A 15,799-nucleotide genomic window follows, 5' to 3' on the forward strand; every position below is an offset into this window, starting at 1 on the left:
ACCAGCTATTCTTGTTGTAGTAACCAAAGCCCCGCAAAAGGGCCGCCCGCGCGGCCGATCGGCTACCATCGCTGGATGAATAACCAGTGGCACCCCCGCCGCGGTTGACCCCCCTCCCCCTATGTCCGCACAGCAATGGGCCGATCAGGCCCTGCAATCCTTCGAGGCCGTGGTGCAGTCCACCGACGGATTTCGCCCGCGCGAGGGCCAGCGCAGCATGGCCGCGCTGGTGGCGCAGACCTTTGCGCGCGCGCAGCTGGGCAAGCAGGGCGAGGATGCCGACCCGCCCGAGCGCGCCATCGCCGTGGTGCAGGCCGGCACGGGCGTGGGCAAGTCGCTGGCCTACAGCGTGCCCGCGATTGCCATGGCGCTGGCGCGCGGCACGCGCGTGCTGATCTCCACGGCCACCGTGGCGCTGCAGGAGCAGCTGGTGCACAAGGACCTGCCGCAGCTGGCCGAGCGCATGGAGCAGCCGTTTGCCTTCGCGCTCGCCAAGGGGCGCGGGCGCTATGTCTGCAAGCTCAAGCTCGAGCGCCTGGCCGGCGGCGGCACGGGCGGTGACGACGATCTGCCCGACGACGACCTGTTCCCCGACGAGCTGGCCGCGCAGCGCCCACGCGCGCGCCACGACGGCGAGGCGCGCATGAAGTTCTACGCCAGCCTGGCCGACGCCCTGGCCACGGGCCTGTGGGACGGCGATCGCGACAACCTGGCGAGCCCGCCCGAGCCCGAGGTGTGGAGCCCCGTGGCGGCCGAGGCCAGCTCCTGCACGGGTCGGCATTGCCCGCTGTTCGGCCAATGCAGCTACTACGAGCGGCGCAAGCAGCTCGTCGCGGCCCAGGTCATCGTCGCCAACCACGACCTGCTGCTGTCGTCCCTCGGCGCGCGCCTCTTGCCCGAACTCGACAACTGCCTGCTCATCATCGACGAGGCGCACCACCTGCCGGCCACGGCGCTGGACCAGTTCGCCTGCGAGGCCGACCTCTCGCGCCTGACCTGGATAGACAGGCTGGCCAGCCGCGCGCTGCGCATAGGCCAGCTGGTCGAGGTCGAGGAGATTGCCGACATTCCCAACCACGCCGCGCGCCTGCGCGCCGCGCTGCAGGACGCCGCGCGCCTGGTCATGGATGTCTATGGCGAGCAGCTGCGCGCCCCCGTGCCCGGCCGGCGCCCGTTTGCCTCTGCCATGCCCACGCGTGCCCGCGTGGCGGGTGGTGTGCTGCCCGAGGCGCTGGTCGAGCCCTTTGCCCAGGCCGCGCACCACGCGGGCGGCTTTCTCGACGCGCTGCGCGCCATCGCCAAGGCGCTGCGCAGCGAGATGCGCGACAAGCCCGACGAGGCGCGGCGCCTGTCCCAGCTCTACGCCCAGATCGGCAGCCTGGCCCCGCGCCTGGAGGCCGTGCACGCGGCGGCCCAGCTGCTGCTGCAGGACGCGCCCGAGGGGGCGGTGCCGGCGGCCAAGTGGTTCACGCTCGAGGTCGATGGCGACTTCATCGTCGTGCGCGCGCACGCGAGCCCCGTGCTGCCCGGCGCCGCGCTGGCCGGCCGGCTGTGGTCGGCCGTGCGCGGCGCGGTGCTGACCTCGGCCACGCTCACGAGCTGCGGGCAGTTCGACTTCTTTCTGCGCGAAGCCGGCCTGCATGGCGACGCCGCCGTGACCACGCTGGCCGTGGACAGCCCGTTCGACTACGCGCGCCAGGGCACGCTGGTGGCCAGCGAGACGCGCGCCGAGCCGCGCGACGCCCAGGCCTTCACGGCCGAGATGGTGGACGCGCTGCTCAGCGACCTGGCCCTGGTCGAGGCCGGCGCGCTGGTGCTGTTCACCTCGCGCGAGCAGATGCGCCAGGCCGTGGACCTGCTGCCCACGGCCATGCGCGCCAGCGTGCTGGTGCAGAACACCCTGCCGCGCCAGCAGCTGCTCGCGCGCCACCGCGAGCGGGTGGCAGGCGGCCTGCCGTCCATCATCTTCGGCATGCAGTCCTTTGGCGAGGGCCTGGACCTGCCGGGCGCGCTGTGCGAATCGCTGTTCATCACCAAGCTGCCCTTCGCCCCGCCCGACGACCCCGTGGGCGAGGCGCGCGCCGAATGGCTGCGCGGCGCCGGGCGCGACCCGTTCAGCGAGCTCGTCGTGCCGGCCACGGCCATACGCCTGGCGCAATGGGTGGGCCGCGCCATACGCACCGAGGACGACCACGCCCATGTCTACTGCTACGACAAGCGCCTGGTGCGCACGGGCTATGGCCAGCGCCTGCTCAACGGCCTGCCGCCGTTTGCGCTGCAGCGGCGACAATCGGCCGCGTGAGGCGACAAGGGCGTGGTGCTTGACATTTGATAGCTGTCAGCGCCCGCCACACAAGCGCCAGAGGCCAAAACCACCCATATATTCATGCCCGAACCCATCGCCGTCATCGACTTCGAGACCACCGGCATGATGCCGCACCAGGGCGCGCGCGCCACCGAGGTGGCCATCGTGCTGCTGCAGGGCGAGCGCGTCGTGGACCGCTTCGACAGCCTGATGCACACGGGCGTGTGGATACCGCCCTTCATCACCGAGCTCACCGGCATCACCAACGCCATGGTGGCCGAGGCCCCGCCCGCGGCCGAGGTGATGCGCGCGGCCGCGCGCTTTGTCGGCGACGCGCCCATGGTGGCGCACAACGCATCGTTCGACAGCAAGTTCTGGCAGGCCGAGCTCGCGCACGCGGGCCTGACCGCGCCCCAGCCCTTTGCCTGCACGGTGCTGCTGTCGCGCCGCATCTTCCCCGACGCGCCCAGCCACAGCCTGGGGCGCATCACCGACCACCTGGGCCTGCCCCGCCCCGGCCGCGCCCACCGCGCGCTGGCCGACGCCGAGATGGCCGCCGCCCTGCTCGCGCGCATGCAGCGCGAGCTGTGCCTGCGCTACGGGCTTGACTGGCCCGACCACGCGCTGCTCATGCGGCTGCAGCGCATGGCGCGCCAGTCCATGGGGCGGCTGTTGCAGCAGCACGCCCAGCCCAGGCCCGACGCCACAATACACCGATGACCGCCATGCGCCGCCATGCACTCCCTACCCTGACGCTGGTGACCTGCCTGCTGCTGGCCGGCTGCGGCACAACGCCCGGTCCATCGCGCGGCCCGGCCTATTCGCGCCTGTCGGCCGAGCAGGCCAGCGACATCGCCATCCACGCGCTGGGCCTGGTGGGCACGCCCTACCGCTATGGCGGCAACACGCCCGACGGGGGCTTCGACTGCAGCGGCCTGATCGGCTATGTCTACAAGAGCCGCGCCGGCGTGGCGCCGCCGCGCACCGTGGCGCAGCTGAGCGGCTTCGGGCAGCCGGTGGACCAGGACGCGCTGCGCACCGGCGATCTGGTGGTCTTCGGCCGCGGCCGACCCACGCATGCCGGCATCTATGTGGGCCAGGGCCGCTTCGTGCATGCGCCATCGACAGGCGGCACGGTGCGCATGGATGACCTGCATGCGGGCTACTGGGCCAGGCAGAACCAGAGCTTCCGCCGGCCGTGATCTGCTGGCCCTGATCTGCGGGCCCAGCCAGGCGGGCGGACAATAGCGCCACCATGACCCATTGCGACCGCCCCACCAATCCACCCACTACCCAGGACACCACGCGCATCAATGACCTGCGCATCAAGGCCGTGCGCCCGCTGATCACGCCCGCCATCCTCGAGGAATGGCTGCCCGCACCCGAGGCCGCGCAGGCGCTGGTGGAGGCCAGCCGCGTTGCCATCTCGCGCGTGCTGCACGGTCAGGACGACCGACTCATCGTCGTCGTCGGGCCCTGCTCCATCCACGACCACGACCAGGCCATGGAGTACGCGCGCCTGCTCAAGCACGAGGCCGACGCGCTGGCCCGGGACCTGCTCGTCGTGATGCGCGTGTACTTCGAGAAGCCGCGCACCACCGTGGGCTGGAAGGGCTACATCAACGACCCGCACCTCGATGGCAGCTTCGCCATCAACGAGGGCCTGGAGAAGGCGCGCACCCTGCTGCTCGACGTGCTGGCCCTGGGCCTGCCCGTGGGCACGGAGTTTCTGGACCTGCTCTCGCCCCAGTACATCAGCGACCTCGTGAGCTGGGGCGCGATAGGCGCGCGCACCACCGAGAGCCAGAGCCACCGCCAGCTCGCCAGCGGCCTGTCCTGCCCCGTGGGCTTCAAGAACGGCACGGATGGCGGCGTGAAGGTGGCCGTGGACGCCATCCTCGCGGCGGAATCCGAGCACGCCTTCATGGGCATGACCAAGATGGGCCAGACCGCCATCTTCGAGACGCGCGGCAACCACGACTGTCATGTGATCCTGCGCGGCGGCAAGGCCCCCAACTACGGCGCAGACCATGTGCAGGCGGCCTGCGAGCTGCTCGAGAAGGCCGGCCAGCGCCCCCAGGTGATGATCGACCTGTCGCATGCCAACAGCAGCAAGCAGCATGCGCGCCAGATCCTCGTGGCCGAGGACGTGGCCGCGCAGATCGCCGCGGGCGACGCGCGCATCACCGGCGTGATGATCGAAAGCCATCTGCAGGAGGGCCGCCAGGACATCGTGCCCGGCCAGCCGCTCGCGCACGGCGTGTCGGTGACCGACGCCTGCATCAGCTATGCGCAGACGGTGCCGGTGCTCGAGCGGCTCGCCGCCGCGGTACGCGCGCGACGCACACATGTAACGCGCTGACACGCAAATTTCGGATGGGGCCCTCCAAGGGAGTGGCTGCATTCGTTCCATGACCGAAATTCCGGGCTCGAACCCCTGATCACTACCAACAATGGGGGCATCTGCGCGTAACATGCGGTAAAACGTCAACCGTCGCTCACCCAATGGGACAAGCAGTCATGCCATCCGAGGGCCATCCATCACCCGCCAGCGCTGCCCGCACGCAGCACCAGACAGGGACGCCGCGCGCATGACGGCGGACAAGGGCGCCCCCCCGCTGGCCGAGCGCCAGTACCGTGCGCTGTTCACCGAGCACCCCCAGCCCATGTGGGTGTGCGACCGGGACGACCTGTGCCTGCTGGCCGTCAACCACGCCATGGCCCGGCACTATGGCTATGCCGTGGACGAGCTGCTCGGCAAGGACATGCGTCTGCTCTGGCACAGGGACGAACAGTCCGTGGCCGACAGCGCCATGGCCATGTGCCGCGATGCGCGCGCCGGCAGCGCAGCCACGCCCATGGCCACCGTTTGGCACCATGTGCACCGCGACGGCCGGCGCATGGACATGGAGGTGTTCGTCGGCGAGACCGAGTTCGACGGCCACCCGGCGTGGCAGATCCTGGCCCACGACATCACCGAGCGCAATCGCATCGAGGCCGAGCTCGCGCGCCTGAGCCGTGCACAGCGCATGCGCAATGCCTGCAATCAGATGCTGGTGCGCGCCGGCTCGGAATCCGAGCTGTGGCATGCCGTGTGCGAGCTGGCCGTGCACATTGGCGGCTACCGCATGGGCTGGGTGGGCCTGGCACGCGACGAGGCCACCAGGCCCATCGACATCGTGGCAAGCGCGGGCGACCCCGGTGGCTACATCGATGAGCTGCGCCTGAGCTGGTCGCCCCACGAGCCGGGCGGCCGCGGCCCGTCGGCAACATGCGTGCGCAGCGGGCGCACCGTGATCATGTCCAACGCCCAGTACAGCCGAGTCTGCCCCGACCGCGCCCGGGGCCTGACTCGCCTGGGCTGTCACACCATTGCGTGCCTGCCGCTGCGCAATGCGCAGCAGACCTTTGGCGTGCTGTGCCTGTACGCGCCCGAGGTACTGCAACTCGGCTCACAGGAGACGCAGCTGCTCGAGTCCATGGCTGCGGACCTGACCCATGGCATGGAGAGTCTGCGCGCGCGCGCCGAGCAGCAGCGCCTGCAGGCCATCATGGTGAAGGTCGCCACAGCGGTGTCCGCGGACACCGGCGCCGCCTTCTTCGAGCATCTTGCCCAGAACATGGCCGATGCGCTGGGCGCACAGACGGCCTGCGTGGTGCGGCTGCAGCCGCCTGTGCAGGGCCGCTACCTGCACGCCGTGACGGTCTCGCATGTGATCGACGGCGTCGCTCAACCCCCGCATGAATATGCGCTGCAGGGTACGCCCAGCGCGCAGCTGCTCACCAAGACCACGCTGGAGATCAACGACCAGCTGGCCCGGTCGTTTCCCGAGCACCAGGCATTGCAGCGCGCCGGCATGCGCAGCTATGCCGGGCGCCAGCTCTGTGACAGCGACGGGGCGCCCATGGGCATGGTCATGGTCATGTACCGAGAGCCGCTCGCGCAGACGCCCTTCAGCGCCAGTGCCCTTCAGATCTTTGCCGTGCGCGCCGCATCCGAGCTGCAGCGCCAGATGGACGACACGCGCATACGCCAGCAGGCATCGCTGCTGGACAAGGCGCGCGACGCCATCATCGTGCGCGACCTGGAGCACCGCGTCACGTTCTGGAACGCGGGCGCCGAGCGCATGTATGGCTGGAGCCGCCAGGAAGTGCTGGGCCGCCCCGTCATCGACCTGCTCTACCACGATCCGCAGGACTTCGCGCTGGCCACCGAGAGGGTGCTGAGCCACGGCGAGTGGAGTGGAGAACTGCTGCATTGCACCCGCGATGGCCGGGTGATCGAGATCGAGGGACGCTGGACGCTGGTGCGCAACGAGGCGGGCGAGATCGACTCCATCCTCGCCATCAACTCCGACATAGGCGCGCGCAAGGCCGACGAACGCGAGATCGAGCGTCTGGCCTATTTCGATTCGCTCACGGGCCTGCCCAACCGTGCGCAGTTCATGCAGCGCATGACACGTGCCCTGGCCACGGCACAGCGCCGGCAGCAGGGCGGGGCGCTGCTGTTCATCGACATGGACAACTTCAAGACCCTGAACGACACATTGGGTCACGACCAGGGCGACCTGCTGCTGCAGACCGTCGCCCAGAGGCTGAGCAGCTGCGTGCGCGACGTGGATACCGTGGCGCGCCTCGGTGGCGACGAGTTCGTGGTGCTGATCGAGCACATCGGCGCGCAGCCAACGACCCTGGCCGAGAACGCCAACAAGGTCGGGGAAAAGATACTCGCCGCGCTCTCAGCGCCCTATGCGCTGACCGGCCATCAGTACCGCAGCACGCCGAGCATAGGCATCGCGCTGTTCGACCATGCCTGCCCGGCCGTGGGCGAACTGCTCAAGCAGGCCGACCTGGCCATGTACCAGGCAAAGCAGGCCGGGCGCAGCACGCTGCGCTTCTTCGACCCGAGCATGCAAAAGGCCGTGGACGAGCATGTGGCGCTGGAGGCGGACCTGCGCACCGCGCTGTCACGCCAGGAGTTCTTGCTGCACTTTCAGCCGCAGGTCGACGTGCATGGCGGCATTCTGGGCGTGGAGGCGCTGCTGCGCTGGCAGCACCCGCAGCGGGGCATGGTGCCACCGGCGCAGTTCATCGCCGCGGCCGAGGAGACCGGACTGATCCTGCCGCTGGGACGCTGGGTGCTGCACCAGGCCTGCGCGCTGCTCGCATCCTGGCAGGCCCAGCCCGCGCTGGCCCATCTGTCGATGGCCGTCAACGTGAGTTCGCGCCAGTTCCGCGATCCCTGCTTCGTCGACGATGTGGCGCGCGTGCTCGCCGTCACTGGTGCGCCCGCGGCGCAGCTCACGCTTGAGCTCACGGAAAGCCTGCTGGTGGAGGACATGGACACCACCATCGCCACCATGCAGGCGCTGCGCGCGCATGGCGTCGGCATTGCGCTCGACGACTTCGGCACGGGCTACTCGTCGCTGGCCTACCTCAGGCGCCTGCCGCTGTCGCAGCTCAAGATCGACCGCTGCTTTGTGCATGACCTGCTCAACGACGACAGCAGCTGCGCCATCGTGCGCACCATCCTCGCGCTGACCCACAGCCTCGGCCTCGGCGTGATCGCCGAAGGCGTGGAAACCGCGGAGCAGCGCGACTGGCTGGCGCGCGCGGGCTGCGAGCTCTACCAGGGCTATCTGTTCGGCAGGCCGCTGCCGCCGCAGGACCTGGCGCAGTTGCTGCAGGCCCATCTGGGCATGGCCGCCCAAGCTCCCACGGTTATTCCTTGAAGGTATTTATCAATACATAGTGGTAGTAGTAGAGGCCGCCCCTTGCTGTGGACAAGCAGCATTTGCGCAACGCCGACAACGACTTGCGACATGGCCAAGGATGTGTGCGGGATGCGGTGCAGGCCGCACCGCCAACGGGCACAACCTGGGCGCGGTGCCGGCTCGTGTGGACAAGGCGCATCTTGCGCATTCACCATCCCCAGCCTTGTCCACAGCGTGGCGCCTGGGCCGTCAGAAGTGCAGGGCGTAGCGCAGGCGCAGGAAGTTCAGGCCCGGGTTGGGCTCCTTGATTCCGGCGTTGGACACATGCTGCAGGCTCAGCAGCAACTCATGTTGGCGCCACGTGCCGAGGTTCAGACCCAGGCCCAGATGGGTCGAGAAGTTGAAGCGGGTGCTGAAGGTGCGACGGTTGACAAGGTAACGGCGATTGGCCATGGTGCCGCCCACACCCAACTCCCAGAACCAGGGCGCATGGCCCTGTTCCGGGCGCAGGCGCAAGGTGGGCACCACGCCCAGCACCCAGCTGTGGCTGTAGCCGGCCCGTCCATCGAAATGCCAGCGACTCAGATGGAGATCCCAATGCGCGCGCAGCTCGCCATTCCACAAGGGTCTGTGCCAGGCCCCCATGGGCAGGGTGATGCCCAGCGTGGGGGCGTCGGTATTGTGGCTGGCGTGACCGACCTGCAGATAGAGCGCCGGGGCATTCGTCAGCTCGTTGGCCGGCTCCTGCGCCATGGCCGGCGCCATGGCCACCAGCAGGCAGGCGGCGGCGCGCAGGATCGGCCGGCCACTGGCGGGCCCAGGGGACTGGCTGGAGCCGGGCGAAATCAGCGAGATCGGAAGCCACATGGTATCCCTCCGTGAGTTGCACGCCTGTGCGCGTAACAACTGTAGGGCCCATGTTTTCCCGCTTTTTGTAGGTCACGGCCGCATGCTGCGGCCGTGGCTCGGGTTCACTGCGCGGCCGGTGCCATGGGGCCCGGACCATGGCGGTGCATGCCATGCCGGTGGTCGTGGCGCGGGCCCTTGTGCTCATGCCAGTGGCCGCCACGCTTGCCCCACATGCGCCCACCCTCGGCATCAAAGGTCTTTTGCTGCGCGGGCGTCAGCTGGGCGTAGAAGGCCTTGACGGCGTCGCCGCGGCGGTCCATCTCGGCGTCGCGCTGGGCGCGCAGGGCGCGCATGCGGTCGATGCGCTCGGGCGTGGTGAGCTTGTCCATGCCCTGCATGTCCAGGCGTGCCTGCCTGTTAGGCTTCATGGCCTCCATGAAGCCGGACCAGGCCGGCTCCTGCGCGGGGGTGAGCTGCAGCTTCTGCTTGAAGGCCTCGGCACGCTTTTGCATGTATTGCTCGCGCTGTTCGGGCGTCATCTGGCGCTGGCGTGGGCGCTGGTCCTGCTCGGCCGCGGGCTTGGCACCCGGAGCGCCGCCGGGCCCGGGCTGGGCAAAGGCGGGGGCGGCAAGGCCGGCCAGGGCGGCGACCAGGGCGGTGCAGGCGAGGCGTTGGGTGAGGTGCAGTCGGGTCATGCGGAGTTCCTTTCTTGCGTGACAAAAACCATGGCCGCTACTGTGGGCCGCGCATGTATCGCCGCCATGTGGCAACGCTGCGGCTGTGTAAAGTTCTGCCCGGCGGCGCGTGGCGCGCGCCACCTTTTTATGCATCAAACATGCCTGTAGCGCCCGTCCATAAAGCGCTGACAGCTATCAAAACAGGAATCATCAATTGTTCAAGAATCTCATCGTCTACCGCATTGCCCCCGGCTGGCAGGCCGACCTGACCGCGCTCGAGGAGGCGCTGGCCAGGACGCCGTTCCAGGAATGCGGCGCCACGCAGGAACAATCGAGCGGCTGGGTGCCGCCGCGCGGCGAGGCCCATGGCCCGCTGGCCGAGAGCGTGGGCGGGCAGTGGATTCTGCGTTTCATGACCGAGGCCAAGATGCTCCCGGCCACGGTGCTCGCGCGCAAGGTCAAGGAAAAGGCTGCGCAGATCGAGCAGCAGACCGGCCGCAAGCCCGGCAAGAAGGAAACCAAGGAATTGAAGGACGAGGCCAAGCTCGACCTGCTGCCCATGGCCTTCACCAAACAGGGCTCGACCTGGGTCTGGATCGACCGCGAGGCGGGCCTGCTGGTGCTCGACACCGGCGCCCAGGGCCGTGCCGACGAGATCACCAGCCTGCTCGTGGAGCAGCTGCCCGGCCTGTCGCTGGCCCTTCTGGACACGCAGACCAGCCCGCAGGCGGCCATGGCCCATTGGCTCACGCAGCAGGAGGCGCCCGCGGGCTTTTCCATCGACCGCGAGTGCGAGCTCAAGGCCGCGGACGAGACCAAGGCCGTGGTGCGCTACGCGCGCCACCCGCTCGACATCGAAGAGGTGCAGGCCCATATCCAGGCCGGCAAGCTGCCGACCAAGCTGGCCATGAGCTGGGACGACCGCGTCTCCTTCGTGCTCACCGAGGGCCTGCAGATCAAGAAGCTGGCCTTCCAGGACACGGTGTTCGAGGGCCAGACGCAGGACGACGCGGGCTTTGACGCCGACGTGGCCATTGCCACGGGCGAACTGTGCAAGCTCATCCCCGACCTGATCGCCGCACTGGGCGGGGAAGGGCGCAGCGACATGGGTGCCTCTGCACCAGCCGCCACAGCCGCGGCCACGGGCGCGTTGCACGCGCCGGCCGCCGGCCCGGACGACGACGCGCCGTTCTGACGCCGAAATGCACAACGGCCCAGGCCGCCACTTGGGCGCCTGGGCCGTTGCCTTGATGCCGGGGCGGCCTTGGCGCCTCAGCCCGCCAGCGCCTCGGGCGCGGTTCTTGCGCCCTCACCATTGAGGGCGGCGTGCAGGCGCTCATGGTCCAGCGCCTTTTCCCAGCGCGAGACGACGACCGTGGCCACGGCGTTGCCGATGAAGTTGGTCAGCGAGCGGCACTCGCTCATGAAGCGGTCCACGCCCAGGATCAGCGCCATGCCGGCCACGGGCACCTCGGGCACCACGGCCAGTGTCGCCGCCAGCGTGATGAAGCCCGCGCCCGTGACGCCCGCAGCGCCCTTGGAGCTGAGCATGGCCACGAGCAGCAGCGCAATCTGGTGGCCCAGCGTCAGATCGGTATCGGTCGCCTGGGCGATGAACAGCGCGGCCAGCGTCATGTAGATGTTGGTGCCGTCGAGGTTGAACGAGTAGCCCGTGGGCACGACCAGGCCGACGACGGACTTGGCGCAGCCGGCCTTCTCCATCTTGTGCATCAGCGAGGGCAGGGCGGACTCGGACGAGGAGGTGCCCAGCACCAGCAGCAGCTCGTCCTTGAGGTAGCGGATCAGCTTGATGACCGAGAAGCCGCACAGGCGCGCCACGGCGCCCAGGATCACGAGCACGAACACGGCCGAGGTGATGTAGAAGGTCAGCACCAGCTCGGCCAGATTCACCAGCGAGCCCAGGCCGAACTTGCCGATGGTGAAGGCCATGGCGCCGAACGCGCCGATGGGGGCGGCCTTCATGACGATGTTCACGAGCTTGAACACGGGCCGGGTGAGCCCGTCGAGAAAGTCCACGATGGGCCGGCCGGCGTCGCCCACCATGGCCAGCGACACGCCGAACAGCACCGACACCAGCAGCACCTGCAGGATGTTGTCGCCCACGAAGGGGCTGATCAGCGTCTTGGGGATGATGTCCATGACGAAGCCGGTGAGCGTCATCTCGTGCGACTTGGCGACATAGCCCTTGACGGCGCTCTGGTCCAGGTCGGCCACGTTGATGTGCATGCCGGTGCCCGGCTGCATCACGTTGGCCACCACCAGGCCGACCACCAGCGCCAGCGTGGAGAAGGTCAGGAAGTAGGCCATGGCCTTGCCGAACACGCGGCCCACGGCGCTCAGGTGGCTCATGCCGGAGATGCCGGTGACGATGGTCAGAAAGATCACCGGCGCGATGATCATCTTGATGAGCTTGATGAAGGCGTCGCCAAACGGCTTCATCGCGGCGCCGTAGGCGGGCTCGAAATGGCCCAGCAGCACGCCGACGACGATGGCGAACACCACCTGGAAATACAGTTGACGGTAGAAGGGCGGGCGTTCGGGCGCGGCGGTCTCTGACAAGGGCAGGGCGTGCATTGCGGGTCTCCAGAAAAGGACGCGCTCGGGTGGCGCATCATGGCGGCCGCAATTGAACCGCGCCCGCCCGCTCTTGCCGATAACCTATTGGTATTAGCCGACGCCCCGCACATGGCCATCCAGCACCGCACTTTCACCCTCACGAGCAAGCGCCGGCGCCTGCTGTGGACGGTGCTGGCCGTGCTCGCGGGCATGGTCTGCTGCATGCTGCTGGCCGGCCATCTGGCCGAGCGGCGCGCGCTGCACCAGGAAAGCCGCGACGTGCAGCGCCAGCTCACGCTCTACGGCCAGACCATGGCCCAGCGCATAGACCGCTTTCGCACCCTGCCCGAGGTGCTGGCGCTGGACCCGCAGCTGCGCGACGCGCTCTCGCACCCGCTCACGGCGGCGCAGACACTGGCCATCAACCGCAAGCTCGAACAGGCCAACGGCGCCAGCCAGTCATCGACGCTGACGCTGATCGACCGCCAGGGCCGGGCCATCGCCGCGAGCAACTGGCGCGCCGAGCACAGCAACGTGGGCGAGAACTACGCCTTCCGTCCCTATGTGCAGCAGGCGCTGACGCAGGGCCAGGGGCGCTTCTACGGCATAGGGATGACCACGGGCGAGCCGGGATACTTCCTCTCCACCGCCATCCGCGACGAGCAGGGCCACACCCTGGGCCTGGTGGCGATCAAGATCGCGCTGTCCGAGCTCGAGCATGAATGGCTCATCAGCCCCGACATCGTGCTCGCCTCGGACGCGCATGGCGTGATCTTTCTGGCCAGCCGCGACGCCTGGCGCTACCGCCTGCTCGCGCCGCTGGACGAGCAGGGCCGCGAAGAGCTGTCCGCCACGCGCCAGTATGCGGACCAGCCGCTTGTGCCGCTCTCCTACCGCAGCGAGCGGCCGCTCTCCGACGGCGCCATGCTCGTGCGCCTGCACGACCCCGCCGAGCCCCAGCCCCTGCTGTGGCAGACCCTGGCCCTGCCCGGCAGCGACTGGAAGCTGCACCTGCTGCACAGCACGCGCGCCGTGGCCGAGGCCGGGCGGCTGGCCGCCATCGCCGCCGCGGCCCTGTGGCTGGCCCTGTCGCTGCTGGTGCTGTTCGTGCGCCAGCGCCAGCGCCTGACGCGCGTGCGCATGCAGAGCCGTCAGGAGCTCGAGACCGTGCTCCAGCAGCATGCCCAGGAGCTGCGCACGGCGCAGGACGCCATCGTGCAGGCCGCGCGCGCGGCCGAAACCGGGCTGTCGCGCAGCCTGCAGCACCTGCCCCAGGGCGTGGTGGTGATAGACCGCGATCTGAACCTCGTCGCCTGGAACTCGCGCTATGTGGAACTGTTTCGCTTTCCGGCCGAGCTCCTGCGCGTGGGCGCACCCGTGGAGGCCCTGCTGCGCCACAACGCGCGCCGCGGCCTGCTTGGCCCCGGGCCGACCGAGGACGCCATCGAGCGGCGCCTGCGCCACCTGCGCGAGGGCACGCCCCATCTGCACGAGAGCGCCAAGGGCGACGGCCAGGTGCTGGAGATACGCGGCAACCCGCTGCCCGATGGCGGCTTCGTCACGAGCTACGCCGACATCACCAGCTACAAGAACGCCGCGCGCGAGCTGCGCTCGCTGGCCGATGCGCTGGAGCTGCGCATCGCCGAGCGCACGCGTGACCTGGACGCCGCGCGGCGCGAGGCCGAGCAGGCCAACCGCTACAAGACGCGCTTCGTCGCCGCCGCCGTGCACGACCTGCTGCAGCCGCTGAACGCCGCGCGCATGTTCAGCTCACTGTTGCGCAACCACCTGCACGACGAGGCCGGGCGCCGCGTGGCCGACAGCATCGACGGCGCGCTGGCCGCGCAGGACGGCATCCTCAACAGCCTGCTGGACATCTCGCGCATGGAGTCGGGCCAGCTCGAGGTGCATGTGCGCGACTTCGCGATAGGGCCCTTGCTCCAGGTCTTGCAGCACAACTTCGGCATCATCGCCGCGAGCCGCGGCCTGCGCCTGACGACCGTGGGCTCGCGCTGCGTGGTGCGCAGCGACGAGGCGCTCCTGCGCCGCATCCTGCAGAACCTGCTGTCCAACGCCATCCGCTACACGCCGCACGGCCGCGTGCTGCTGGGCTGCCGGCGCCAGGGCCGGCAGCTGCGCATCGAGGTGCACGACCAGGGCCCGGGCATTCCCGAGAGCCTGCAGCGCGAAATCTTCGAGGAGTTCCGCCGCCTCGGCGAGGGCCATGACCAGGACAAGGGCGCGGGCCTGGGCCTGGCCATCGTCGAGCGCCTGGGCCGGCTGCTGGGCCACGAGATCGGCCTGCGCTCGGAGCTCGGACGCGGCAGCCGGTTCTGGGTCTGCGTGCCGCTGGTCGATGGCGCGCCCGATGCCGCCGATGCGCCGGCCCAGGCCGCGGCCAGCCCCGCGGCGGACGACCGGCCGCTTGCGGGCAGCAGCGCCTGGTACATCGACGACGACGCGCCCAGCTGCGAGGCCACGGGCGCGCTGCTGCGCCGCTGGGGCTGCGACGTGGCCCTGGCCGGCGGCCCCCAGGCGGCGCTGGACCTCGCTGCGCCGGGCCAGGCGCCGCAGCTGGTGCTGCTCGATGTGCGCATGGGCCCGTTCCACGGCCCCGAGCTCTACGAGCGGCTGTGCGCCCTCTGGGGCCAGCAGCCGCCGGTGGTGCTGGTCACGGCCGAGCGCGACCCGGCCCTGCGCCGCCAGGCGGCCGAGCGCGGCTGGGCCCTGCTGCTCAAGCCCGTGCGCCCGGCGGCGCTGCGCGCGCTGGTCAGCCAGCTGTTGTTGCGCCAGAGCGGCGCGTAGCCGTGCTGGCGCGCAAGGCCTGCCCGGTGCCGGTATTCACTCCCTCGCCCCCTTGGGGGAGAGGGCGGGGGTGAGGGGGTGGCGCAAGCCCCGCGCCCGCCAGCAAGCACCCTCACCCCGGCCCTCTCCCGCCAGCGGGAGAGGGAGCAAGCGCCGCTGCGGTTGCACAACACCAGGTCAATCGGCGCCCGCCTCCTGCTCCGGCTCCAGGCTCTTGACCAGCACGGCGGCCTGGGTGCGGCTGTAGCACTCGAGCTTCTTGAGGATGGCCGTCACATGCACCTTGACGGTGTTCTCGGCCAGGCCAAGCTCGTGCGCGATCTGCTTGTTCAGCAGCCCGTCGGCCAGGCACAGCAGCACGCGGAACTGCTGCGGCGTCAGGCGCGCCAGGCGCGCGGCCAGCGCCGCGTCGGCCTCGGAATGCTCGGCCGCCATGGCCGGGAACCAGCTGCCGCCGTCGAGCACCGTCTCGATCGCCGCCGCCATGTCCTCGGCCGCGGCCGACTTCGGGATGAAGCCCGCCGCGCCGAACTGCTGGGCGCGGCGGATCACGCGCGGATGGTCGTTGGAGGAGATCACCACCACCGGCACCTGCGGGTATTCGCCGCGCACATGCAGGAGCGCCGAGAAGCCGCGCGCGCCCGGCATGGCCAGGTCCAGCAGCACCAGCTCCACCTCGGCGTGCTCGGCCAGCGCCTGGCCGAGCGTGGTGGCGCTCGCGGCCTCGAGCGTGGCGTAGGCGGCAAAGCGCTCGCGCAGCAGCTGGATCAGCGCGGCGCGAAACAGCGGGTGGTCATCGGCAACGAGCAGGGCAGGGGCGGACATGGGCCGCAGTCTGCCACGGCCTGCGGGCGCCGCCGCACCATTACCAT

General features: G+C 69.8%; 11 protein-coding genes. 7 read left to right on the plus strand and 4 right to left on the minus strand.

Features of this window, described 5'->3' with window-relative positions; translation table 11 throughout:
• The first annotated feature begins 121 nt into the window (after positions 1 to 121).
• From dinG to ABUE11_RS00190, 5 genes are all read left to right on the plus strand, one after another.
• Entirely contained in the window at positions 122 to 2,302 is a 2,181-nt protein-coding gene (dinG, locus tag ABUE11_RS00170) for an ATP-dependent DNA helicase DinG (protein ID WP_367066899.1), read from the plus strand.
• Positions 2,303 to 2,386: 84 nt separating this feature from the next.
• Positions 2,387 to 3,025, plus strand: a complete 639-nt coding sequence (locus ABUE11_RS00175; RefSeq protein ID WP_367066901.1) for a 3'-5' exonuclease — start codon at positions 2,387 to 2,389, stop codon at positions 3,023 to 3,025.
• A 5-nt stretch (positions 3,026 to 3,030) separates the two neighbouring features.
• On the plus strand, positions 3,031 to 3,507 hold the full coding sequence (locus ABUE11_RS00180) for a C40 family peptidase (RefSeq protein ID WP_367068859.1): 477 nt from the start codon (positions 3,031 to 3,033) through the stop codon (positions 3,505 to 3,507).
• 53 nt (positions 3,508 to 3,560) lie between these two features.
• Positions 3,561 to 4,667, plus strand: coding sequence for a 3-deoxy-7-phosphoheptulonate synthase (locus ABUE11_RS00185; RefSeq protein WP_367066902.1), 1,107 nt, complete (start codon positions 3,561 to 3,563; stop codon positions 4,665 to 4,667).
• Between the two features lie 229 nt (positions 4,668 to 4,896).
• The gene (locus ABUE11_RS00190; RefSeq protein ID WP_367066904.1) at positions 4,897 to 8,037 is read left to right on the plus strand and encodes an EAL domain-containing protein; all 3,141 of its coding nucleotides are present in this window, start codon (positions 4,897 to 4,899) and stop codon (positions 8,035 to 8,037) included.
• A gap of 231 nt (positions 8,038 to 8,268) precedes the next feature.
• Here ABUE11_RS00190 and ABUE11_RS00195 read toward each other — a convergent pair whose 3' ends face one another.
• Positions 8,269 to 8,886: an acyloxyacyl hydrolase gene (locus ABUE11_RS00195; RefSeq protein ID WP_367066905.1), complete on the minus strand. Its 618-nt coding sequence runs from the start codon at positions 8,884 to 8,886 to the stop codon at positions 8,269 to 8,271.
• A 104-nt stretch (positions 8,887 to 8,990) separates the two neighbouring features.
• Positions 8,991 to 9,563: a Spy/CpxP family protein refolding chaperone gene (locus ABUE11_RS00200; protein WP_367066906.1), complete on the minus strand. Its 573-nt coding sequence runs from the start codon at positions 9,561 to 9,563 to the stop codon at positions 8,991 to 8,993.
• A 196-nt stretch (positions 9,564 to 9,759) separates the two neighbouring features.
• On the opposite strand from ABUE11_RS00200, the gene ABUE11_RS00205 reads away from it, so the two are divergent.
• Positions 9,760 to 10,740, plus strand: a complete 981-nt coding sequence (locus ABUE11_RS00205) for a recombination-associated protein RdgC (protein WP_367066907.1) — start codon at positions 9,760 to 9,762, stop codon at positions 10,738 to 10,740.
• Positions 10,741 to 10,817: 77 nt separating this feature from the next.
• Here the strand turns inward: ABUE11_RS00205 and ABUE11_RS00210 are convergent, their stop codons facing one another.
• Positions 10,818 to 12,140, minus strand: a complete 1,323-nt coding sequence (locus ABUE11_RS00210; RefSeq protein WP_367066909.1) for a dicarboxylate/amino acid:cation symporter — start codon at positions 12,138 to 12,140, stop codon at positions 10,818 to 10,820.
• A gap of 111 nt (positions 12,141 to 12,251) precedes the next feature.
• Here ABUE11_RS00210 and ABUE11_RS00215 point away from each other — a divergent pair, with 111 nt between their 5' ends.
• On the plus strand, positions 12,252 to 14,927 hold the full coding sequence (locus ABUE11_RS00215) for a PAS-domain containing protein (RefSeq protein ID WP_367066911.1): 2,676 nt from the start codon (positions 12,252 to 12,254) through the stop codon (positions 14,925 to 14,927).
• 177 nt (positions 14,928 to 15,104) lie between these two features.
• Here the strand turns inward: ABUE11_RS00215 and ABUE11_RS00220 are convergent, their stop codons facing one another.
• Positions 15,105 to 15,752, minus strand: a complete 648-nt coding sequence (locus tag ABUE11_RS00220; protein ID WP_367066913.1) for a response regulator transcription factor — start codon at positions 15,750 to 15,752, stop codon at positions 15,105 to 15,107.
• Positions 15,753 to 15,799: the final 47 nt, after the last annotated feature.

Source organism: Oryzisolibacter sp. LB2S (assembly GCF_040732315.1).
GTDB lineage: Bacteria > Pseudomonadota > Gammaproteobacteria > Burkholderiales > Burkholderiaceae_C > Alicycliphilus > Alicycliphilus soli.